At 47.9% G+C, this 21,161-nt stretch carries 22 protein-coding genes and 1 pseudogene; 14 read left to right on the top strand and 9 right to left on the bottom strand.

The window, feature by feature from the left end:
* Positions 1-29: 29 nt before the first annotated feature.
* The 9 genes from AAKU61_RS14305 to AAKU61_RS14265 are packed head-to-tail and all read left to right on the top strand — an operon-like array spanning position 30 to position 6,780.
* Positions 30-461, top strand: a complete 432-nt coding sequence (locus AAKU61_RS14305) for a hypothetical protein (protein WP_354333257.1) — start codon at positions 30-32, stop codon at positions 459-461.
* A gap of 10 nt (positions 462-471) precedes the next feature.
* Positions 472-999 carry a DUF6484 domain-containing protein gene (locus tag AAKU61_RS14300; protein ID WP_354333256.1) on the top strand — a complete coding sequence of 176 codons (528 nt, stop codon included), beginning with the start codon at positions 472-474 and terminating at the stop codon, positions 997-999.
* 11 nt (positions 1,000-1,010) lie between these two features.
* Positions 1,011-2,126, top strand: coding sequence for a DUF2169 family type VI secretion system accessory protein (locus AAKU61_RS14295; protein WP_354333254.1), 1,116 nt, complete (start codon positions 1,011-1,013; stop codon positions 2,124-2,126).
* Positions 2,123-3,208 (top strand): hypothetical protein, encoded by a 1,086-nt coding sequence (locus AAKU61_RS14290; RefSeq protein WP_354333252.1) that lies wholly within the window; start codon positions 2,123-2,125, stop codon positions 3,206-3,208. The genes AAKU61_RS14295 and AAKU61_RS14290 overlap by 4 nt, the downstream gene beginning before the upstream one ends.
* A 34-nt stretch (positions 3,209-3,242) precedes the next feature.
* Entirely contained in the window at positions 3,243-3,641 is a 399-nt protein-coding gene (locus AAKU61_RS14285; protein ID WP_354333250.1) for a DUF4150 domain-containing protein, read from the top strand.
* An 11-nt stretch (positions 3,642-3,652) separates the two neighbouring features.
* Entirely contained in the window at positions 3,653-4,435 is a 783-nt protein-coding gene (locus AAKU61_RS14280; protein ID WP_354333249.1) for a hypothetical protein, read from the top strand.
* 16 nt (positions 4,436-4,451) lie between these two features.
* Complete coding sequence (locus AAKU61_RS14275) at positions 4,452-5,435, top strand: WD40/YVTN/BNR-like repeat-containing protein (RefSeq protein ID WP_354333247.1); 984 nt, start codon at positions 4,452-4,454, stop codon at positions 5,433-5,435.
* 53 nt (positions 5,436-5,488) lie between these two features.
* Positions 5,489-6,298 (top strand): beta propeller repeat protein, encoded by an 810-nt coding sequence (locus AAKU61_RS14270; RefSeq protein ID WP_354333245.1) that lies wholly within the window; start codon positions 5,489-5,491, stop codon positions 6,296-6,298.
* 47 nt (positions 6,299-6,345) lie between these two features.
* Entirely contained in the window at positions 6,346-6,780 is a 435-nt protein-coding gene (locus AAKU61_RS14265; protein ID WP_354333243.1) for a hypothetical protein, read from the top strand.
* Between the two features lie 11 nt (positions 6,781-6,791).
* Here AAKU61_RS14265 and AAKU61_RS14260 read toward each other — a convergent pair whose 3' ends face one another.
* On the bottom strand, positions 6,792-7,814 hold the full coding sequence (locus AAKU61_RS14260; protein ID WP_354333241.1) for an IS1595 family transposase: 1,023 nt from the start codon (positions 7,812-7,814) through the stop codon (positions 6,792-6,794).
* A gap of 148 nt (positions 7,815-7,962) precedes the next feature.
* Between AAKU61_RS14260 and AAKU61_RS14255 the strand changes: the two genes are divergently transcribed.
* The 3 genes from AAKU61_RS14255 to AAKU61_RS14245 are packed head-to-tail and all read left to right on the top strand — an operon-like array spanning position 7,963 to position 10,633.
* Entirely contained in the window at positions 7,963-8,259 is a 297-nt protein-coding gene (locus tag AAKU61_RS14255; RefSeq protein ID WP_354333239.1) for an XRE family transcriptional regulator, read from the top strand.
* A gap of 14 nt (positions 8,260-8,273) precedes the next feature.
* Positions 8,274-9,587, top strand: a complete 1,314-nt coding sequence (locus AAKU61_RS14250) for a DNA cytosine methyltransferase (RefSeq protein WP_354333237.1) — start codon at positions 8,274-8,276, stop codon at positions 9,585-9,587.
* On the top strand, positions 9,584-10,633 hold the full coding sequence (locus AAKU61_RS14245) for a hypothetical protein (protein ID WP_354333235.1): 1,050 nt from the start codon (positions 9,584-9,586) through the stop codon (positions 10,631-10,633). Before AAKU61_RS14250 ends, AAKU61_RS14245 begins: the two co-directional genes overlap by 4 nt.
* Positions 10,634-11,414: 781 nt before the next feature.
* Here AAKU61_RS14245 and AAKU61_RS14240 read toward each other — a convergent pair.
* From AAKU61_RS14240 to AAKU61_RS14225, 4 genes are all read right to left on the bottom strand, one after another.
* Entirely contained in the window at positions 11,415-12,584 is a 1,170-nt protein-coding gene (locus AAKU61_RS14240) for a hypothetical protein (RefSeq protein WP_354333233.1), read from the bottom strand.
* A 60-nt stretch (positions 12,585-12,644) separates the two neighbouring features.
* On the bottom strand, positions 12,645-13,871 hold the full coding sequence (locus AAKU61_RS14235) for a BtaA family protein (RefSeq protein ID WP_354333231.1): 1,227 nt from the start codon (positions 13,869-13,871) through the stop codon (positions 12,645-12,647).
* Between the two features lie 321 nt (positions 13,872-14,192).
* Positions 14,193-15,311: a GNAT family N-acetyltransferase gene (locus AAKU61_RS14230; protein WP_354333230.1), complete on the bottom strand. Its 1,119-nt coding sequence runs from the start codon at positions 15,309-15,311 to the stop codon at positions 14,193-14,195.
* 93 nt (positions 15,312-15,404) lie between these two features.
* Positions 15,405-15,971: an SRPBCC family protein gene (locus tag AAKU61_RS14225; RefSeq protein ID WP_354333228.1), complete on the bottom strand. Its 567-nt coding sequence runs from the start codon at positions 15,969-15,971 to the stop codon at positions 15,405-15,407.
* A gap of 199 nt (positions 15,972-16,170) precedes the next feature.
* On the opposite strand from AAKU61_RS14225, the gene AAKU61_RS14220 reads away from it, so the two are divergent.
* Positions 16,171-16,824, top strand: coding sequence for an outer membrane lipoprotein (locus tag AAKU61_RS14220; protein ID WP_354333226.1), 654 nt, complete (start codon positions 16,171-16,173; stop codon positions 16,822-16,824).
* Positions 16,825-16,944: 120 nt separating this feature from the next.
* Here the strand turns inward: AAKU61_RS14220 and glpK are convergent, their stop codons facing one another.
* Complete coding sequence (gene glpK, locus AAKU61_RS14215) at positions 16,945-18,423, bottom strand: glycerol kinase GlpK (RefSeq protein WP_354333224.1); 1,479 nt, start codon at positions 18,421-18,423, stop codon at positions 16,945-16,947.
* 392 nt (positions 18,424-18,815) lie between these two features.
* On the opposite strand from glpK, the gene AAKU61_RS14210 reads away from it, so the two are divergent.
* Positions 18,816-19,682 carry an alpha/beta hydrolase family protein gene (locus tag AAKU61_RS14210; protein WP_354333223.1) on the top strand — a complete coding sequence of 289 codons (867 nt, stop codon included), beginning with the start codon at positions 18,816-18,818 and terminating at the stop codon, positions 19,680-19,682.
* Positions 19,683-19,739: 57 nt separating this feature from the next.
* Here AAKU61_RS14210 and AAKU61_RS14205 read toward each other — a convergent pair whose 3' ends face one another.
* From AAKU61_RS14205 to AAKU61_RS14195, 3 genes and pseudogenes are all read right to left on the bottom strand, one after another.
* Positions 19,740-20,528: an alpha/beta fold hydrolase gene (locus AAKU61_RS14205; RefSeq protein WP_354333267.1), complete on the bottom strand. Its 789-nt coding sequence runs from the start codon at positions 20,526-20,528 to the stop codon at positions 19,740-19,742.
* Positions 20,458-20,880 (bottom strand): annotated as a pseudogene (locus tag AAKU61_RS14200) (PIN domain-containing protein). Before AAKU61_RS14200 ends, AAKU61_RS14205 begins: the two are co-directional and overlap by 71 nt.
* Positions 20,877-21,161, bottom strand: coding sequence for a type II toxin-antitoxin system Phd/YefM family antitoxin (locus tag AAKU61_RS14195; protein ID WP_354333221.1), 285 nt, complete (start codon positions 21,159-21,161; stop codon positions 20,877-20,879). Before AAKU61_RS14195 ends, AAKU61_RS14200 begins: the two are co-directional and overlap by 4 nt.

Genomic DNA, 21,161 nt, shown 5'->3' with positions numbered 1-21,161 from the left:
TCGAACAAAAAATAACAGGCCCAGCGATATTGATTGAAATCGCCGGATGGAGTGGCAACCCAGCCTATGTCCCTTGGTTAATAGCGCAGATGAGTGATGAAGCAAACGGTAGGCTGGCAGGAGAAGCGTTTCGTCTCATCACTGGCTTTGACATCGAAGCGAATGACGCCATTCCTGGTATTCCCAATGCACGCAGTAGCAAGAAACAACCCTATCCTATGCCTGATGCCGTCAAGCTCAACACATGGTGGCAACAAAATCATCAAGATTTTGCTCTCGATACCAAGTTCTTTTTGGGACGACCGCTGTCTATAGAATGGCTCAATCATCTTTTAGGTCTGGCAGAACAATCCCATCGCGAACTAGCTGCGCTGCATCGTATGCTGATACAACCAGGTAGCTCACGCTTTCCGACGCAGGCCAGTAGCTCTATCCAGTTACGCCATCTACAAAAACTTTAAAGTGACTTCCATGAGCAACGCAACAAGTAATACCACCAGCAAAAAGCCGACAGCCAGCGGTAAAGTAAGCGCGCAAAAAGTAGAAAAAGAATATGGACTAGTCATTGGCATGCTGGAAGGTTTCGCGGACGACAGCACGCCTCTGGTCGCGTTCAATAATCAGCCAGCTATTCAGGCAAGAACATTGATCGATATTGGCGAAGAGCATATCGGCAAGAGCGTCGCACTACAGTTTGAACGCGGTGAGCTGCACTCTCCGCTGGTGATGGGCATAGTCAAGACAGGCGGCGCGGATTCTGGTGCAGACCTAAACTCAAATCAAGAACTACCTTCAGTCATCATTGGCGGCGTACCAATGCAAGCAAAACTCGATGACGACGACATCGTCTTAATCGCGCAGCGCCGTATTACCTTGCAATGTGGTTCCGCATCAATCAGCCTGGATGCCCAAGGTAATATCGAACTTCGGGGCAAGTATATTGTGTCGCGTGCCTCGGGACAAAATCGGCTTAAAGGCAGTTCGGTTTCATTGAACTGAGCTAAGCCTGCATGAATCTGATTAACCATACCTCGCTGGCAGCGAGCTACACCACTATGCACGACAAGGCGGGCAGTGAAACGCTGGTTGTCGTAGTAAAAGCAACCTATAGGCTGCCACTGGCGGGCGAGACCGCCGAACTGATGGAGCAACAAGTGCCCATCGTATTAGCGGATACCGCGACCGGAGAACCTGGCACCACGGCACCTGAGTACGAATGCGACTTCTGCCTGCATAAACCTAAGGTGGACATTTTGCTGTTGGGCAGTGCCTACGCGCCTAAAGGTATCGCATCAACTAAAGTCCCGGTTGCATTACGTGTGGGAGCGATGACCAAGATGTTCAATGTGGTCGGTAAGCGTAGCTGGATGTCGCACATGCTAGGCGCGATGCTCACCATGAACAAGCCTGAGCCCTTCTCACAACAAGTCATCAGCTACGACATTGCTTATGGCGGTACTGAAACAGGTCCCAAACGCGATAAGGGTCGCGCTGCCTATGCCATAAATCCGGTCGGGTGCGGTTATTGGCCACATACTAGCTTTGCGGACGGCAAGCCACTCTCGCAAACGGAAGCGCTGAATGCGCCCGTCACCAGTCCCAGCGGCAAATACCAACCAATGAGCTTTGGCCCGATCGGTCGTAATTGGACGCAAAGGGTGCGCTACGCGGGTACCTATGATGCCAAATGGGAAGAAGAGATATTCCCGTTCCTACCGCCCGACTTTGATGCACGTTACTTTCAGAGTGCACCGGAAGATCAGCAGTTGCCTGAACTCGTCGGCGGCGAATTAGTTGTGCTAGTCAATCTCACGCATCCAGCCTTAACGCCTTCTGGCCGACTGGAGTTTCAACTTCCTGATCTCGACATGAGTATCAATTTGAACGCCAAGAAAGGTAGTCCAGAAAGAATAGCTGCGCGCGCTGATACGCTGGTAATTGAGCCAGACAAACAACGCTTTACAGTGCTCTGGAGAGTAGTCAAAGACCTGCAGAACGATCTTTTCCGTTACAAATCGATAGAGATAGGCCAACGTCCCAAAGGGCATGTCGTCAAAATCCCTCTGGAAATGCTGACGGGCGAACTCCCCTCACAACGCCGCGCCGGACCACGGGAGGATGCATGACACTACCCATCGCCATTCTACGTACTGGGGCAGTAACATCGGTCGGCCTCAATGCGCCGTCTACCTTCGCCGCCATGCGTGCCAGGCTGAATAATTTTGAAGAAACCGCTTTTCTCGACAGCAAAGGCGAACCCGTCTCGGCTGGGATGGTGGTTTTGGACGTAGATGATGCACATCTTGGGCCGTTAGATAAACAAGTTGTCATGCTAGCGCAAGCGGTGCGCGAATGCTTGCAGGGATTACCCGAACTCGATATCAGTAAAATCCCCTTACTGTTATGCGTGGCCGAAGTGACGCGGCCTGGTCGTCCTGCCAATCTTGAACAATCCTTAAGTGCTGGACTCGGACAGGCCTTGCAATGTCAATTTTCTGCGCAATCTGCCACCTATGCTTACGGACAATCCAGCGGGATATTTGCGCTGAATGCCGCCTTTGAATTACTTAAAACGCATCCGCTGATCTTGATTGCCGGAGTGGACTCCTATCTGAATATAGCTACTTTAAAAGCTATGCATGAGAAAAATAGGATATTTGCATCGGATAATCAGATTGGTTTTATTCCTGGCGAAGCTGCTTGTGCAATATTGGTCGGTCATCCAGACAGCATCCAGCATATCCTGCCACGTTACAGCAACGTGCAAACAGAAGCGCAATCTTCGCAAACGCCAGGTACCAGCTTATTTTGCACCGGCCTAGGCATTGCCCGCGAAACGGCAGTTATTGGCGGCACTGCCCCGAACAAAGCCAAAGGTCTGTCCGACGCGACCAAGGCAGCACTGAATGCATTACCGGGCAAGGCAAGCGACATCGGTCTGCGCATCAGCGGCCAATCCAGTGAAGATTTTTATGCGAAGGAATTCGCCATTGCCAATAGCCGCAGCAATGTTTCGGCCACGTCCTTATGGACATTGGCCGATAGTCTGGGTGAAACGGGTGCTGCCGCAAGTCTGCTGGCGATCAGCTGGGCTTATGCCAGCGGGCACAAAGGCTATCTGCCAGCATCCAACTTACTGTGCCTGTTGGCCAGTGACGAGGGTGAAAGAGCTGCAGCGGTACTTAGTTTCGGTCAGTACCAAGCCTAAACTCAGCCTAACAACGTCAAAGGAAAAACATCAAATGGCAATCTTCAAGATCTATGCAAACGGCATGTCCATCGCAGGCCAGGCTTCAGATGCAGGCATGAGTGCAGCGGCTTTCCCAGACGTGTGCGGCAGCCCGCCCAAGCCAGAGAAAATCGGTATCCCTGTACCTTATCCCAACACGGCAAAGATCAAGGATTTAGAAAATGGCTCCAAGAGCGTATCGATGTACGGTAAGCCAGTTGCGCTTCGCGACAAAAGCCGTATAGGTACCAGCACCGGCAATGAAGCAGCCACAGAGAATTTTAAAAAAGGCACGAAGAGCGATACGATTAAAGGCAAGGCCTACTTCGTCAGCTGGTCACCGAACGTCTTTGTTGAAGGCTACAACGTGCCGCGCCATCTTGATTTGATGACGCATAACCATAAGAAATAAGAGCTAAATTTATGGTCATATTACAGGGCGTAATTGCGCAACAGGCGGCAACACAAGGCCTGATAATTGGGGGCGCTGGTGGGAGCGGAACATTAGGCGCTCGTCCAGGTATGGGCGATCCGGACGATCTGTTAGAAGGCAATAGAAGACCGGGTGATCCGGGACTTGCAGGTTTGGGGTTGGTGATACTCAAGTTGTTAGAAAATATGACGACTAACCGTTACAACGACAATGAATCAGATAAGACGAATTGCGAATTGTTTCAGTACAAGGATAAAAAGAAAAAATGCAAGGACGGTAATGCCCACCACGTCGTCCCTGACCGTGCTTTTCGTTCACCCGGGACACGTAATAAATGGACACCCTTTGCACCGTTGAATGAACTTCTGAATGATGCACGTGAAGAAATTCCAGTCATAGGTCAGTTATGGAAAGGCGGCTATTACAACACCAAGATGGATGATGAAAATGAAGGTTGGGCGATTTGTGTTTCAGAAAAAAAACATAAAATTATTCACAATCTCCAGAATCCCATAGAAAACCAGATTGGCTTAGCCGCTAATCCTCAATACATTTCAAATCTTAAGGCTTTAGAAGAATTGGGTGCTAAAAGTGTTTCCGCCGTTACGGGTTGCAATGCGTCTGAAATGGCTGATACTTTACGCAAAAAACATCAGGAAAAAGGAATGAATCCAGACTATCCGGTTCGTGCGGACCCATATGGAAACAGTGGCTTAAATATTGATAAATTCAATAGCTTAGTTACAAAACAAGGTAATGCTCTTCCACGTTAACCATAAGGAAAAAAATATGGCAAATCAAGAATTAGCTTCATGTGTATTTCTATCGGCTTGTATTATTGAAAAAGACTATTTTTATTTCTCCACAAGACTCGATGCACTTCCAAGCGATGAGTATTTTCATGCAAGACTTAGCACTTATGATCAGGGTGCGTGGAATAAGCATGACAGAGAACAACAGGTCGTATCAGTTTGCGTGATGAGACAAACTGAAGCTGAGAGTACGCGAGCTTATTGCGCACTGGAGCTGGCTAGCGGGATGATAGAAGTTTGCCGTCCTGGTGGAAAAATAACAGTCGAGCAATTACCCATAGAGTCTACTGGTGGGCAGATGACTCAATTAACGCAAATTGACGGAATCTTATATGCCTGTGGCTCGGCGGGTGCAGTGTTTAAACGGACACCTGGGGGCTGGATCACTTTTAATGAAGGTTTGAATAACAAGAACTACGACAGTTATATAAAAGAAGGTTATTCCTCTTCAGATGCGATCTCCATGACCTTGAGCGAGATGAGTTATATGAACTCGATAGCAGGCATCAATGGACAATTATTTATTGCTGGTAAAGATGGGCTTATCTTTCACCGTGATGGTGATCGGTGGAGACCTGTTGAATCACCGAGTAATGCCTGGTTAGAACGCATCAAATGCATAGACGAAAACACAGTTTATATCCTTGCTGGTAGTGGGACGATCTTGAAAGGCAACGCTAAGGGATTTAAAGCTATACAGACTGGTGTCAATGATGATTTCAGGTGTTTGGAATGGTTCAACGGCCAACTCTATGTTGGCGGCTATAAAGGAATTTATGTATTAGAGGGCGAAAAATTGCATCGCATCGATACCAAGCAAAAAGGCGACTATGAATGCGTCGCGATGGATGCCTACGATGGCCAACTATTAGCTGTCAGCGAGCGCTGGTTTTTGGTATTTGATGGTAAAGATTGGAAGCGAATTGACCATCCAGATAATGAAGAAATTCTCAAGCAATAAACACTACATAGACATTCCCCCACATTGAATACGTAATCTGGATGCGGCTTTTTATGACAAACAAAATCAAATCGCCAGCAGTGAGTTTTTACGATGGCGCAGTTATTCGTAAGGACGCAATTTTTTTATGTGGGAAGTTGGATTTTTTGGAGTATGACGATTATTCGCACAGCAGAAACTATATTTTGGGGAGCAACAATGTTTGGGGTGGTGATGACTTACCGTTCATGACAACTTCAGTTTGCGTGTACCGACCGAAAGATCCGATTCCTGCTGAAAGAGCTATGTGTACCTTGGCTGAAATGGCGGGTTACGTCGATTTTTATTGGGCAAAAGGCGTTAAGGTTGGAGTTGAGATGTTACCGGGCGCTGAAGAAGATGATGGTTTACTGCACCTTCAGCAAATCATCCAGATTGGCGATGATCTTTATGTCGTAGGTAGCAGCAGCCAAGTCTATCGTCGTCATCAAAATGCCTGGCAAGTATTTAATCAAGGCTTGGAAGAAATACCTACCGACGTGTTTGTGAAACAAGGAAAAACCTTGAGAGAAGCGGTCAGCCTCTCACAAAAAACTTCTTCCATGCTGCATTCCATTGATGGCTCCGACTTCAACAATCTATATGCGGTAGGATTTGGCGGCATCGTCTGCCATCGTGGTGACGGTCACTGGAAACAACTCGAACAAGTCACTAACGCCAATCTTCACCGTGTCAAATACGTCGATGAAAACACCGTCTACGTAGCAGGTGACAAGGGCATTCTGCTCAAAGGAAACGCCAAAGGATTTCATGCAATAGAGACGAGCATTAATGACGATCTTTCGGAATTATGTAGCAACCGCACAAAGCTTTTCCCGAGCTAAAAACCTACAATTGCCCTAGTAGATCATCATTTTCTAGGGGCGTCAACATGGCAGAATCACTCGTCGTATCCGGTCTGGTCTCCAAGCGGGCCGAAGTCGCCGGTCAGATCGCATCGTTCCAAACACAAATCACCCGATTGCAGGACGCATTGTCGCACCTGGACGGTAGCATCAAGCTATTCGCGCCGGATTACGACCTGCGCACGGTCAAAGCTCGGCGCACGAACGAGCGCAACCAGTATTTCAACCGGGGAGAGGCGCAACGCATGACGTTGGATGCGATGCGGGAGGCGGGTTCGGCATCGACTACCCGCGAAATCACGATCCGGCTGCTCAAGCGCAAAGGCATCGAGGCCGACGCCGCGCTGGTTGCCAGGATTCAAAAGAACGTGATCGCTGTACTGCACCGACAAGACGGTCATTTGGTCAAGCAGGTTGATGCCGAAGGCGAGCCAGGTGTGGTGAAGTGGGTGATTGCCTAGTTTGTATCGATTTACGCGGCCAGCCGCTCGGCGCTGCGCTTATTCCCCTGCCAGTATCCGCACCAGTCCCGGCTGGTTGGCGTCTTGGCGCACTTCGTGGAAATGTCATCAAAGATCGGGCCGTTATCCATGCGGCGGGTGTCCTCGCGGTAGGCCGCTTCATTGGCGTAGTTGTTCAGGTACAGGTTGCCGAACTTGTGGCATTGGCCGTACTGCATGCGCCGGAACCGCGAGAAATACGATTCGGCCAGATTGTTGGTCACGCCCGCCTCGCTGCGGTACTCGACAGCATGATTGACGCGGCGCGTATCGAATTTTGCATGCAGGCCATCATAAGCAGTGCTTTCGTCAGCGCAAATGATAGAACCCTTCTTGACGTACAGATCGGCCAGCTTGCCAACATCGGCTTGGTTCTCGGCCTTGATCACAAAGGTGATAGTTTTATTCGCGCCCTGGATCGTGTCGCCGATGACGCTGACCTTCTGGCGCATCACGAACACGCAACGCTTGTCAGTGCGTTGATTCTCGACCAGGCGACGGTCAACCCGGTCTTCCTTCTTGTTCTTTGGGCGGACGTGGCCGTTGACGTAGGCACCGTCCATGTGGATTTCGCCTGCCAGCGGTGATTCGTCGCGCTGTTCCATCAAGGACTCGCGGATTTTATGGCAAAGCACAAAAGCGGTCTTGTACTGCACGTCCAGGTCACGGCCCATTTGCAGGGCTGAAATGCCCTTGACCGCGTTGGTGTAGATCGCGATCGCGGCCAGGTACATCTTGAGCGGCAGTTTGTGAAAGGCGAAGATCGTACCGGACGTGACGCTAAACGTGTGATTGCAATCCTTGCAGCGCCATTGGCGGCGGGTGGCGATGAAATAGTGTTCGTGGATCACGCCGCATAATGGGCAGGTTACGGCCTTGCCATCGCCCCAGCGTACTTTCTTGAAGACCTTGAATGCCTGGTCGTCGTTCATCTCGAACACGCGGCGAACCGACAGGGTGCGGGCCTTTGCAGACAAGAGGAAGTGCTGGGTCATGATTTACTCGCTTACACAGTAAAGTATGTGTTTATTATACACATACTACTATGTGTTTCAAGCTTTAATTCACATTATTTACTTTGTTTAACACACCAAATGATTTGTATGGTAAAGTAAAGACTGTGCAATATTGGAGATTTGTTTTATGATACCGGCCATGATCTATGACGAATTTAAACGGCAATTGGGTAAGGCTGGGCTTTCGGTGAAGAGTTTTGCTGAACTCATCAAGCAGAACCCCAACTCCATCACGAACTACGCCGCTCAAGGCGACGTACCCCCGCATCTCGCCATCATCGCCGCGTTGATGGGCCACATGGCCGATCACGGGTTGGATTACCGAGCAGCCTTGTCGCAGGTGCATTTTGAGGCAGCAAAGCATCGCGGATCAGCGGTGAAGGGCAAGTTCGGCGGTTCTAAACAAACACTTACTTCGTTGTGAAGGAATAGTAACCAATGAAAAATGTTCCACATTCCAGACCGATAGGGATTGATCTATTCGCGGGAGCGGGCGGTTTGAGCTTGGGCTTTGAACAAGCCGGATTTGACGTGAAAGCCTGTGTCGAAATCGATCCAATACATGCGGCTGTCCATAAATATAATTTCCCGCAATGCGCAACGCTCTGCCGGAGCGTCATCGATGTAACCGGCAACGAAATTCGTGCGGCGGCAGGAATAGGCGAGCAGCCCGTCGATGTCGTGTTTGGTGGCGCTCCGTGCCAAGGTTTTTCGATGATCGGGAAACGCGCGCTGGACGACCCGAGAAATCAACTGGTGCATCATTTTGTACGGATCGTCGTCGAGCTTAATGCGAACTATTTTGTCTTCGAAAACGTACGCGGCTTAACTGTCGGCAAACATCGCCAATTTCTTCAAGAAATCATCGAAGCCTTCAAGGAATGTGGTTATGATGTGTTAGACCCCTATCGCGTACTCAACGCCGTTGACTATGGGGTGCCACAGGACCGCAAGCGTCTGTTCTTGATTGGCTGTCGTAAGGGTCTTACCCTGCCGAGCTATCCGATGACTCGCGAGCCCGTTACGGTGTGGGATGCAATTGCCGATATTCCAAATGCCGAAGAGTTTGAAGAGCTTCTATCTACGGACAGCGTCAAGGCGACCTTCAAAAAAGGATCTCCATATGCACGGCGGCTACGTAATTTGGAAGTCGATCCTGACGATTATTCATATCCTCGCCAGTACAACCGCAATTTATTGACATCGAGCGCAAGGACGGTGCATACCGAATTGTCAAAAAGTCGGTTCATCGAAACCGAGCAAGGTAAAACGGAACCAGTGAGTCGATTTTTGAAACTTGATCCACAAGGAGTGTGCAATACACTCCGCGCCGGAACCGATAGTGCTCGGGGAGCTTTCACGTCCCCGCGTCCGATACATCCAATCGAACCGCGCGTCATCACAGTGCGCGAAGCGGCCAGGCTGCATTCATACCCAGACTGGTTTCGGTTCCATGCGACAAAGTGGCATGGCTTTCGGGAGATTGGTAATTCTGTTCCGCCAATTCTTGGTCGAAGCGTGGCTTCCGCAGTCATTGCGTCTATTGGCAATCAACCTTCTAAGCCAACTGAAATTCTTCAGCGCGGCAGTGAGGCATTACTAAATTTGGATATGTCCGAGGCCGTTACAATGTTTGGACTGAAGACTTGCCCGATTGCAAACCGTAACCGTGTGCTTACACCGCCAATACTAAAAAATCTATCAGTTGGCCAAACAACGCGTGAACAACAGCCAGTGCAATCTGTAGCATGACTACTGCTAAAGCTACCAAGCCACGCAGCGCGACGCCAAGGAAGGCACGCGCGCCTTCTACAGCCAGTGCAGGTGATGAGTCGCAGAAAAAACGAGTAATACGCTCCCTATTTGCGATTCGATGGGCTGAGCGAAACGCGACGCCTGCTCGGTCGATGGTAGTAACGCTCGACGACGTGCAACGAGCGATCGAGCGCGCGAACAAGAGATGGGCGTTAAGTGGGCATAGCGGATTAAGCACAAGGAACCCGGCGAATTTTTTCAAAGATATTGTTCGCCGTGAACAATCGTATCGTTCGGCATGGCCGTTGAGCGCCCTCAAGCGCGGATATATTGGAATGCAATCGAAGGGTGGAAAAACGGTAAAAGGCACCCCTAAAGGTAATGGGCCGTGTTTTGAATTTATCCTGGCGACGACAAGTGATCCGATAGGCGATCTGTACCAGCGAGTACCCGTATATCGATTGCCGGAGGCTACCGGTGAAGCACGCATATTTGGCGTCCAAACATTAGAGCTTCCTGTTGAGGTTCGCCGACTAAGCCGGGAGGATGAAAATTTTCTGCTTCAGCTAATTGTTCGTTTGAGGGTGATCGAAACACACTTAAGCATCGTTTCCCATAAGCGACTTGAAAGTTTGGTGCACTTGCAAATGGGCTTGAAGCTCCGTGGCGCAGAGATTGATGCCTTATTTTTGGGGCAGATGCAACCGTGGCAGAGGAAGCTGCCCCGTCCTTCACCGAAGTTATCCGACAAACGCCGAGTTCTTGTTGCACTCGAAGCCAAAGGAAAGTCGGACGATATTTTGAAGGGGCAAATAGAAGACCAAGCGATTGCTCTGTTCCGCCTCGATACTTTCAGCGAAGAAATTGATTTCGTTGTTCCTATGGCCGCAAAGCTCGTCGGACCAAGCCGCATTTACGTCGTTGAGTATCAACTTATTGCGCGGGATGAAATTGTGAAGCGCAGGCCAGGGATAGCAAAACTTCGGCTGGCATCGGAAGCATTTTACGATTTTTCGCCGCCTCTTCGTGGATTTGGTGACTAGACTAGGCTAAAAATTCCTTATGCTGCTGCTACATAATACCGTTATTTTTTTTGTTTATTAATTTATGTAGCAAGAGTTTTGGTTCTGCTTGGTATCAACAGCCGCAAAAGAGATTTCTAAAAACTTTGACCTGGAAATACATTACTAAGAGTAAAGCTTTTTAGAAATTTTTAAAATGTAGACGTCCAATCAGAGTGCGGCTTATAGCCCAATTTGCTTCTAACAATGCCATATCTATTGGACCCACAGTTTTTGGAATTTCCCCTTTAAAGTTGTATAAATATTGTTTCTATCTTCAAACGCATCACAGCATTAGCTGGTGCTCATCCTCTATAGATTGCCTTCCTAGGCATTGGTTTTAATCTATCGTGCCTTTAGCGGTGTTGAATTCAGCTTGTTTCGCCAAAAAATTCCGTATCGCTCTCATCTTTTATCTTTTCCTTATGCATTGATCAAAAGCAGAGAAAAGCTTAGTTCTTTACCTCTTTTTAGGGGAGAGCCTTTTCTTCATTTTTCAGGGAAAGAGGAAAGGGTTTGTTGTTTACATTAAGGTATATATATAAATAGTAGTAATAGTTAACGGGGCCGTTTTTTGTGGATAACTCTGTTTTTCTGAACAAAATCAATCTATTACAGAAAAGATAAATACCCTAATAAGCGGTGTACTTTACGAGAACAGTTTTGGGATAACAATTTGGTAGTTCGTAAAAGTAGTGCTTCTGCACAGACTGTCCTGTAGATATGCAGAGACTTATCCACAGCTAAAACTACCATTTGCGTATCAAAGCTGATCTGCTCTTTTTAAAATAGTCGGGGCGATGCGTTGTAGACTTGTTGCCAGTAATTTGAGGGCGGTTTTTTGATGTGCGGGCAGGTGGCGGCTGTAAACGGCCGTATATTCCAGATTAGCCTCGCCACCTCTGGCGCGTTTGAACTGGCTTGCACCGGAGCTGTAATGCAGTTTGAGTTTGCGTTCTTTGGCTTGCTGCAATAGCAAAGCCATTAAGCGTCGATACAATCCCAGCTCTTGCGGCAAGCTGGTGTCGTAGCCAATGAGTGGGGTAGTAATCCATCCGCTTTGGGTATTTTCGTAAAGACCTAAGACACCGACTAAACGATTTTGAAATCGTAAGCCATAAAGATCTAAAAATCGCATTTCTTGGCACAGTTCAAAAAAAGCTGGCGTAAAATCTGGGTTGAGTCTGGAGTGTTTTTCTATGAATAATTGTCGAAACAAACTGCGTAAATGAGGAAGATCGCTAGTTAGTATTTGTTCTGGCGTGATGATCTCAAGTTTTCCATCCGAAAATAACTTGGCATCTTGTCTGACATGATTGCGTTTCCACAGCGTTGCGAGTTGAGGATCGCAGGTGTAAATCATGCGCGCCGGGATTAAATCCCAAGACTGCGCTTGTAGACTGGAGGCCAGTTCTGGTGTGACCTCACTACAAATATTGCGCATCATTAATGGACGGTCTGGATATTCACCGATTAATTCTTCCGTCATTTGCGCAATATCTTGTGCTTGCCAATCAGGATATAGATTGGTGGACACCAAATGATTGCCGACAATCGCAGACTGATCTATGCCACTGGCGCTGATTAAGGCCGCGAGGGGACTAAAAATACAATTGATGCCTGTCTTTGCGATAGCCCGCAGTAGGCTTGGACTAGCAGGTAATTTCGCAGATAGTTGCCCACAGGCTTCTTCTCTGGCGTAGCGTAACCAAGTTGATCGCGGACTGCTGACATAGCTGCTGTGGTTGTTATTGCTGTTCTTGCTGCCACTCTCGCTAGGCATGAGTAAGCTGACGGGTTGCGTGCTACCGGCAATAGTGATGGCATTAATCTGGCAATCTGCGTTGCTTAACCAATGCGACCCGCCACGGGCTTTGGCATCGATTAGCCAGAGCGCATCAGCGCAAACGCGTGGCGGTAGGTTGGAAATCAATTTGCTGAAATTTAAATAGGCTGGTTGGTAGTTTGCGTTTTAGTGCTGTCATCTACCCAGTCAGACTTTTTGATACAGATGCATACCACCATAAATTGCGGATTTATCGCTTGCATACAAAGCCCGGTTATGTGCGCGGTCGGTATGCCAGGCGGAGATCAAATGCGCCGGCAACATCGCTTCTAATGGCGAGTCGGCGCCACCGGTACGGAACACCACTTTGGCATCTGGTGCGGCGGTGCGGGTGACTTCTTCCCATAACTCAGTTAATTGCCGCTGATCCATCCAATCCTGAGCATCCAGGAACAAATAAGCATCCATAGAATGATTCGCTTGTTTGCGTAAAAACTCGGTAAGGCTAATGTGATGAGGATGCACGCGGTCTATGTTTTGGCGCAAATCTTTGAAATACGCTTTTTGTAAATACATAGGTAAAGCGGCTTGTTTGCTGGTGTCGTCCCGGCGACCAAAAGCTTGCTGCGCAAAGCAGTTTTGCTCGATAGGGAAATCACATGCCAGATGGCGCATTCTTTCTTTAAACAATAAATGCAAGCCGTCTTTGGCATCATGTTTGAGCGCCGCAAACTGCGACGGCGGAATTCCTAGACTATACAAAGCAATCGGCTGTTTAGAGATAAAGCGGAATAAAGCGGTATCAAATATCGGCGCTAAGTAATGATCGAACAAGCTCTTTTGCTCAGCCTGATTGCGTGCAGTGAGGATTTTTTTCATATCGCCGCCCATGATGCGGACGAAAAAATGTGCAAAACCAATAAAGTCACCCAACAGGCCATATTGGTAAGCGTTGTCGCTAAAGTAGTGATAACGCGGTTTGCCTATCAGCTTGCCGGTGAGTGAACGGCTTTCCCAAAAATTGCTGGCGTCTTCTGACAAATGCGGCCGAATGTGGCGCTGATATCGTTTTAAATTATCACTCTGGTCGGCTTTGCCTAAAAAGGCCAGAACCGCATCGTAATCGGGTAAATGCTTGATGGCTTTTTTCTTCATGTCCAGCATCGCAAGATGCGCTGCGTTTAAATCAACCGCATGCACAGCGTTAGGGTTGGCTGCCAGATAGGCCAATGCGTTGCAGCCACCGGAGGAGATCGTCAAAATATTCGCGCCCGGCTTTAACTGCAATGCATCCAGGTCAGATTTTGGATCTTCCCAAATTTGGGCATACACCAGACGACTAAACCAATGCGCAAATAAGCGATCAGCAATCCCTTTACCGCCAGACGTCGTTGAGTTGATTACTGCCGCGTTGATGAGTGTCTTTGTGTTCATGCCAGCCCCAGATGATTGATGCGGTTTAATCTCTGTCTAACTTTAGAAACGCAAGGTGACAGGCTGGTGACCGTTTGATGAAGAATGTGTGAAATGTAGACAAAATGACGGCAGAGTGTTGTTTTGACAGCTCAATATCAAGGTGGCAGTCACAATAACCAAGTAGGGAATTAAATAATACTGGTAATGGGTATATTTGAGTTGTCCATATAAAGTCTTGACAATCGACCATTTTTACTAAAAATAATGGGGAGTATATTAAAACGATTGTTTTAATATTGATCAATCGACGCGTATTTAAGCAAGGGATTGCTTACTATTTTATTTGTGACCGAGCATCGACGTTTGCCGACGTTTGCGCAGTTGTACTATGCTTTTACCCAAGCGATATCGCCACCAGGCGTTTTTTACAAACTGGTATTCAGCATAGGAAATGACTCTTGGTCCCCATCGGGTTTTAGACACATCTTCACCCACAGACAAATTAAGCCGTTGGATATTTTTGTCCAATGACCAGCGAATAATTTCGACCAGTAAAGTAGTCATCACGCTATATCTGGCGTATGCCAAGTCATAACCTGAGTAATACAGATACAACTCCTCGCCCATTAAAAATCCCATGCGGATAGCGACGATTTTGCCGTCGATCTCCAAACAAAAAAGCTGCATTTTGTCTGCAAAAGGTGTTTTTAAAAGACTGGCGATCAATGCCTTATGCAGAGGATTAGAAAAATAATCTGGATGCTCTACCGTCAGTTGCGCGCTGGCTCTGCTGCAGTGCAAGTGATAAAAAGTCGGCAAATTTTCTGTCAGTGCCTGATGTCCTGTGACGACTTTTAATACCGGCTGAAGTTTGTCTCGCGCTAGTGAGTTATAGCAGTGGCGTATCGATTCTTTAATGTTGCGCTTCAACCCGCTGCGGAAACTATCCCAGTCTTTGCCCAGATCCAAGACGTAGTTGCTGATCTTGCGCTTATCTATTTGCCGCATGGCGCAGCGTTGAGTAAATAGCTGCTCACTGTTCTCATCACTGACAATCATTTGCTGTTCTGTGAATCCAGATAATTGCGGCCGATAAGGTGCGGCTAAGTGCTGAAAAACATCTTTTTCATAGCCAGGCAAAATTAAGGGTGTACGGATTTCTGTCAGATTGGGGTCTGCACCAAACGGCCTTACATAGCGATAGACAGAGAACGCTTTACGTCCTAGATAGCTGATTGCGTATGGCGCAACGGCGACCAGTTGATCTTTATCATAAAAGGCGATGATCGATAATTCGTCGCGACGAAAAACAGTTTGAACAGAAAAAATTTGCCACCAGCTGCGGTTCCAGTCATAAGTTTGAAACGGCAGCAAAAAGGGAACAAGTGCTTCTAATGCCCGCCACTCAACAGAGATGGCGTCGAATTCGCTGGCGGTACTTAAAACTTTTATGTGCATCTGATGGCTGGCTAAGTGGTGACAAGAACGACGGATAAATGAGCGTTTGGGTTTGTATATAGCCGCGTATCTGGCTGACTAAATATCTGAGGGTTATGGACGCTCTGCCAGTTTTTTTAAATTATTTAAGCCAGAGTCAAAATCGGGACCAACCATTTTGTCCATCAAAGAAGCGAAGAACTTCATCATTAGGTTGCCCTCGCTAGTGCCTTTCATAGTCCAGCTTACTTTGGTGGATACGACTTGATTACCTGAAGCACCCGCTGTCACTATTGGCTCGAATAAAAAGTGACCGGTCGATGGTTTGCCCATACCTTCAAAATGTAATTCATAGTCAATCTGCTGGTTAGGTATTACCTGTATAAATTTCATCCCGCCGTTACCCTGGCTTTTACTTTGCCAGTCCCAAGCAGCATCTTTACCTGCTGCCGGACCAGTAAACGTCATCTGCATGGCGGGGTCGCGCTGATTCCAGACTGACCAGTTTTTCCACTCACGGGTAGTGACGACCAAAGGGTATATTTTATCTACAGGTGCACCGATTACGATGCTGCGCGTTATAGAAAAGTCATTCGGAAGCACCATGACAATAATTAAAATGAGTACGACGATGCCGACGATAGCGCCTAGTACACGTTTTACCCATTTAAATATGTTCATTTTGTGCTTTCAAGCTTGTTATAAGAACGGGTTTTCATTCTGATGACAAAACTGAAAAATGACAAGGATAGTAAGACAAAGATATTTACAAAGGATTACATCTGACACATTTATTTCCTTTTCTTGTAAACTGATACATCTATACTGAAGTACATCTGGACGATACTTTTCTCCAGAAGAAATTTAAAAAAGGTCAAATATGGAAACCAAACAACCCTCTAATCGCATTCATCCTTTGCTTGCTACTGCGGCAGTTGCTGTGACGCTGGTATCACTGGTCGGCGTTGCGGCGATGACTGGCTTGTTTCCAAACTCGCAGGGAACGATTGCTCAAACAAATAACGCTGCCATGAGCGCTTCTGCGCCGATGGTGGATAGCAACGGCAAACCAATTTATCCTGCCGATGGGTCAAGGCAAAATCAGAATTCTGGTTCTAACCAGGGTTCATATCAAAACCCGAATCAAAACTCCAATGTTGCACGTCAAAGCGAATCAAATGAGCGTAGTTCTAACGTCGCGGCTGTCTGCGGACATTGCGGTCGCGTTGAGTCCATTATCGCTATCCAGCAACAAGCAAAACCTAGCGGTCTTGGCGTAGCAGCCGGTGCAATTTTGGGCGGCGTGTTAGGTCATCAAGTCGGCAATGGCAATGGCCGAACATTGGCTACCGTAGCTGGTGCCGTCGGCGGCGGTTATGCTGGTAACGAAGTAGAAAAACGCAACAACACCAACACGGTCTATGAAGTAAAAGTCAGAATGGATGACGGTAGTGTTCGTACTTTCCCGCAAAACGGTTGGCGTGTTGGCGATCGCGTTAAAGCGGTTAATGGTTCGCTGCAATCGATGGGTTAATTAGAGTTAATTAGATTTAACTTATTTTCAAATACGCTGAATCAGATGTAAAAAGAGGCGATACCGCTTAGTCGATATCACCTCTTTTTTATTTGTTCCTTATACGTCTGTTACTCTTATTTACCTCACGCGACCAACCGCGACATCCCATTGCTGCATTAATTTACCCGCCTGATCTCTACTCATTTCCGGTAAAAAAGTACGCTCCATTTGCCATAAAGCGGCACACTCTTCCTGATTTTGGTACACCCCTACACCTAGTCCCGCCAAGTACGCTGCGCCTAAGGCCGTCGTTTCGGTTACCTTTGGGCGTACCACTGGAATGCCCAACAAATCGGCTTGAAATTGCAGGAGTAAATTGTTCGCCGCTGCGCCGCCATCCACGCGTAACTCGTTGATCGGCGCTACTGCATCGCGCGTCATCGCTTGCAGCAACACGGTACTTTGGAATGCGATCGATTCTAGCGCTGCGCGAGCAATATGCGCGACCGTAGTGCCGCGACTCAGACCTAAAATTGCCCCCTTGGCCGAGGGTACCCAATAGGGCGCACCCAAGCCAGTGAACGAGGGTACAAACACCACGCCGCCAGAATCCGGCACGGTGGTCGCCAAATCTTCTACATCCGTCGAGTGTTGAATCGCCTTTAAACCGTCACGCAACCACTGCACCACCGCGCCGCCGATGAAGACACTACCTTCTAATGCGTATTGTGCTCTTGCGTCGGTCTGACAGGCGGCCGTGCTGATCAAACCGTTGTGAGAAGTCGCACACACGGAGCCTGTATGCAGCAACATAAAACAACCTGTGCCGTAAGTGTTTTTTGCCATCCCTGCGCTAAAACATGCTTGTCCAAACAGCGCCGATTGCTGGTCACCAGCGATACCAGCAATCGGAACCGGATGATCAAAAATCGTCGCGTCACCAAAACGATGACTAGACGGATGTACGCTAGGCAGCATCGCCCGTGGAATAGTAAAACAAGCCAGTAACTCATCGTCCCATTCCGCACTATGAATATTCCACAGCATCGTGCGTGCCGCATTGCTGACATCGGTCACATGCAGTTGTTGGCCGCTCAGTTGCCACGCCAGCCAGGTGTCTACGGTACCAAACGCCAGCTCTCCGCGCTCTGCTTGCTGACGAGCGTTTGGCACATGATCCAGTATCCATTTCAGCTTGGTCGCAGAAAAATACGGGTCCAGAATTAAGCCGGTTTTTTGCTGTATGCGCTCTGCCCAGCCCTGACTACGCAGCTCGTCACAATAGGCCGCAGTGCGCCGGTCTTGCCAGACGATGGCATTAAAAATAGGCTCACCAGTCCGACGATTCCAGACGATGCTGGTCTCCCGCTGATTGGTAATCCCCAGCGCCGCAATTGCCTTGCTTGTAATACCTGCCGCACTTGCCGTAGCCAATACTTGCTTACAAGTCGCTAATTGGCTGTGCCAAATTTCCATAGCATCATGTTCTACCCAACCAGGCTGAGGGAAAATCTGCCGGAACTCCTGCTGAGCCGACGCAACAATACTTCCGCCTTCATCAAATAAAATACTACGGGAACTGGATGTGCCTTGGTCAAGTGCGAGCAGATAAGTCATGTTGGTATATGGATTGTTTGCTAGAAGGTTTCAGTGTAATTCAGACGCAGGATGTCAGCGGAGTTGGGGATGTTGCGATGCGATAAATAACACTACTCTTTAAATGACGATTTAATATACTCCTAATGTGTATATTAAATCGTCCATATAATCATCGGACAATACGGCATATTTAGTAAAAATTAGGGGGAGTATATTTCAATCGCTTACTCGTCCATTTATCATTGAAGGATCAACCATGTGTTAGCCAAAGTAATCATAAGTTGTGGCCAAATTACACTGATAGCCATATCGTTGAAAAAATTATTTGAAAACTTCGTTTCAACAAAACTATCCAGAACTAAACTAGCCGTACTAAAAAATACGATACTAACCACCCAAAAAATATCCCTATGTACACAGGCTGTCGACAACTACAAATCAGGGATATCAGAGACGATGCCCAAGAAATTTCTTTCCCGGCTTTGGTGATGTACCCGACAGAAGTTCCCGCAATTCCAACCAGTTTTGGCCCCTACTCGATTGATCTGAGTATGGATGCGCCCATCGCCAGCGGACGCTTTCCACTTGTGATCGTATCGCATGGGAATGGCGGTTCGCATTTGTTGTACCGGACGATTTGTACGCATCTGGCGCAGCATGGTTATATCGTGGCGATGCTGGAACATTACGGCAATAACCGTAACAACAATTCGCTAGAAAACACCTACGAAAATCTGGTCAACCGACCACGCCATGTGCGCATGACGATTGATGAAGTCAGTACCTATTCTGTTTTTAACGCTAGCGTAAAAGCAGACAATGTCGCGGTCATCGGACATTCCATCGGCGCTTATACCGCCTTGGCGGTTGCCGGCGGCGAGCCGTGGTCAAAAGACCGGCGCAAGGTGGAGGTAGTCGCTGATACACGCGTCAAAGCATTGGTGTTACTGGCACCCGCAACGCCTTGGTATCTGATGCACGGATCGCTCAGCACAGTGAATATCCCTATCCTGATGCTGACCGGAGAACACGACCAGTACACACCGCCCTGGCATGCGGATCTGGTATCCGACGGCGTTGCCGATCGCGCACTGGTAACCAGACGTGAGATCAAAAACGCGGGACACTTCTCTTTTTTAAGTCCGTTTCCGGCGCACATGAACAGCCCGACATTTCATCCATCCACAGACCCAGAAGGCTTTGATCGTGAGGCGTTTCATCAGACATTGCCGGGTGAAGTGTTGGCGTATCTGGATCGTCATTTAAAAGTGGATTAAGTTTGATAGCCCTTTGAGCATTTTCCTGGATTTGCCCCTCATTTTTGACGTGCTTTTTTAGATCACCGAATTGTCGCCTGAAGCAAGATTGGAGCTAACGAACTGTCTGACAGCCATTGCTGCTGCTGTCGGCACCGCCTGCAACAACAGATGCGGTCCTTTTATATCAACTTGTGTGAGTGTAGGTACGAGCTGCTTGATGTATTTAGATGCGTTGGGAAACACAACATAATCGTCAGTTGCCCTAAGATATAAAAGCGGTATGGAGACCTTTTTGAGTTGTGCGGAATAGTCTACTTCCAACACAGAAGTGAGGCGGATGCGTATAACTTCTGGTGAAACGGTTGCCAGCGCTTGTCGCAACAGGGTGCGTGATTGAGAGCTTGCGTAGCGGCCAAAGAATAGTGGCCACATTAAGTTTAATAATTTTTCTCTAACGGGAAGCAGATTAACTATTGATTTAAATGGGCTAAATATTGAGTGTGGATTTCTAGCAAACGTACAGGAAAGTACTAAGCCAATTAAGCCGTCAGGATTGGATGCCGCAAGTGAAATAGCAATCGGTCCTGAGAACGACTCACCAAGGATGACGAATGGTTTTCCTAACGGTAAATGAGACCGTGCGACTTCTTCTAGTGCTGCATAGTTCAGCAGTTTGTCGGGCGGATATGCGACGACGATGGGATCAAATTCTGCGCCCAGAGCAGCGATAAAGTCTGCAAAGAGCGTTCCTGAACCGTCCATACCCGGTAGTAAAACAATTGAAATCCCCGATTTATTCATCAAAATACAAAGCGATTCTGTCCGATGTCCACGTGGCGACACCTGTACCAAAAAAGTCTGCATCCTCCGTCCAGACGGGACAGCCGATCATCATTGCACAAGCAAGAACTGGCCAGTCGTCTGCGTCTCGTATGGCAATTCTTTATAATGCCTGTGCTTGCAGGCTAGCGTAGAGCTCGAAATCAATTGGCTGAACGATACTCTCTAAGCTCGTTAACACATCCAAGGTTGCTGCGCTCTGAACGCCTCTTTTTTCCAACAGCGATGGGAGATATTTTCGGGCGTCGGCATAAGCTATGTCTGGCGTAAAGAATTTTATTGTGGCGGTATTTTCAAAAATCAATTCCCTGACCCGCTTCCCTAACACAGCACGGATCAATATATTAGCGTCAAGAACAATCGCTTTATTGCTCATCTGATGTTAGTACGAGGCTTTTTTGTTGTACCAGCTTGTTTGCGAGCAGTTTTAAATTCTGTGACCACGCTTTCAATCTTGACATCTTGCGCAGCAAGCAGCTTATCAAGGGCTTTGCTAGCTTTTTTTAATGCCGCTATATTGGCGTCGTCTTGCCCATGGGTCGGAATAAAATAACCAACAGTTTGCCCGTGGCGCGTCACTGCGACAGGGTGACTTGCTGCGATGTATTCTGCCAAATCCGCCCTGAATTCCCGAATACCTACTTTGGTTGTTTCCAT

This window comes from Undibacterium sp. GrIS 1.2 (assembly GCF_040544435.1).
In the GTDB taxonomy this organism is placed as follows: Bacteria; Pseudomonadota; Gammaproteobacteria; order Burkholderiales; family Burkholderiaceae_D; genus Undibacterium.
Note: the sequence above shows the minus strand (reverse complement) of the source record. Positions and strands in the feature narration are given on the sequence as shown.

Bases quoted from the DNA above. Each gene is read 5' to 3' on its own strand.
- AAKU61_RS14300 (WP_354333256.1), top strand. From the start codon at position 472: ATGAGCAACGCAACAAGTAATACCACCAGCAAAAAGCCGACAGCCAGC.
- AAKU61_RS14295 (WP_354333254.1), top strand. From the start codon at position 1,011: ATGAATCTGATTAACCATACCTCGCTGGCAGCGAGCTACACCACTATG.
- AAKU61_RS14290 (WP_354333252.1), top strand. From the start codon at position 2,123: ATGACACTACCCATCGCCATTCTACGTACTGGGGCAGTAACATCGGTC.
- AAKU61_RS14285 (WP_354333250.1), top strand. From the start codon at position 3,243: ATGGCAATCTTCAAGATCTATGCAAACGGCATGTCCATCGCAGGCCAG.
- AAKU61_RS14280 (WP_354333249.1), top strand. From the start codon at position 3,653: ATGGTCATATTACAGGGCGTAATTGCGCAACAGGCGGCAACACAAGGC.
- AAKU61_RS14275 (WP_354333247.1), top strand. From the start codon at position 4,452: ATGGCAAATCAAGAATTAGCTTCATGTGTATTTCTATCGGCTTGTATT.
- AAKU61_RS14270 (WP_354333245.1), top strand. From the start codon at position 5,489: ATGACAAACAAAATCAAATCGCCAGCAGTGAGTTTTTACGATGGCGCA.
- AAKU61_RS14265 (WP_354333243.1), top strand. From the start codon at position 6,346: ATGGCAGAATCACTCGTCGTATCCGGTCTGGTCTCCAAGCGGGCCGAA.
- AAKU61_RS14260 (WP_354333241.1), bottom strand. From the start codon at position 7,814: ATGACCCAGCACTTCCTCTTGTCTGCAAAGGCCCGCACCCTGTCGGTT.
- AAKU61_RS14255 (WP_354333239.1), top strand. From the start codon at position 7,963: ATGATACCGGCCATGATCTATGACGAATTTAAACGGCAATTGGGTAAG.
- AAKU61_RS14250 (WP_354333237.1), top strand. From the start codon at position 8,274: ATGAAAAATGTTCCACATTCCAGACCGATAGGGATTGATCTATTCGCG.
- AAKU61_RS14245 (WP_354333235.1), top strand. From the start codon at position 9,584: ATGACTACTGCTAAAGCTACCAAGCCACGCAGCGCGACGCCAAGGAAG.
- AAKU61_RS14235 (WP_354333231.1), bottom strand. From the start codon at position 13,871: ATGAACACAAAGACACTCATCAACGCGGCAGTAATCAACTCAACGACG.
- AAKU61_RS14230 (WP_354333230.1), bottom strand. From the start codon at position 15,311: ATGCACATAAAAGTTTTAAGTACCGCCAGCGAATTCGACGCCATCTCT.
- AAKU61_RS14225 (WP_354333228.1), bottom strand. From the start codon at position 15,971: ATGAACATATTTAAATGGGTAAAACGTGTACTAGGCGCTATCGTCGGC.
- AAKU61_RS14220 (WP_354333226.1), top strand. From the start codon at position 16,171: ATGGAAACCAAACAACCCTCTAATCGCATTCATCCTTTGCTTGCTACT.
- glpK (WP_354333224.1), bottom strand. From the start codon at position 18,423: ATGACTTATCTGCTCGCACTTGACCAAGGCACATCCAGTTCCCGTAGT.
- AAKU61_RS14210 (WP_354333223.1), top strand. From the start codon at position 18,816: ATGTACACAGGCTGTCGACAACTACAAATCAGGGATATCAGAGACGAT.
- AAKU61_RS14205 (WP_354333267.1), bottom strand. From the start codon at position 20,528: ATGCAGACTTTTTTGGTACAGGTGTCGCCACGTGGACATCGGACAGAA.
- AAKU61_RS14195 (WP_354333221.1), bottom strand. From the start codon at position 21,161: ATGGAAACAACCAAAGTAGGTATTCGGGAATTCAGGGCGGATTTGGCA.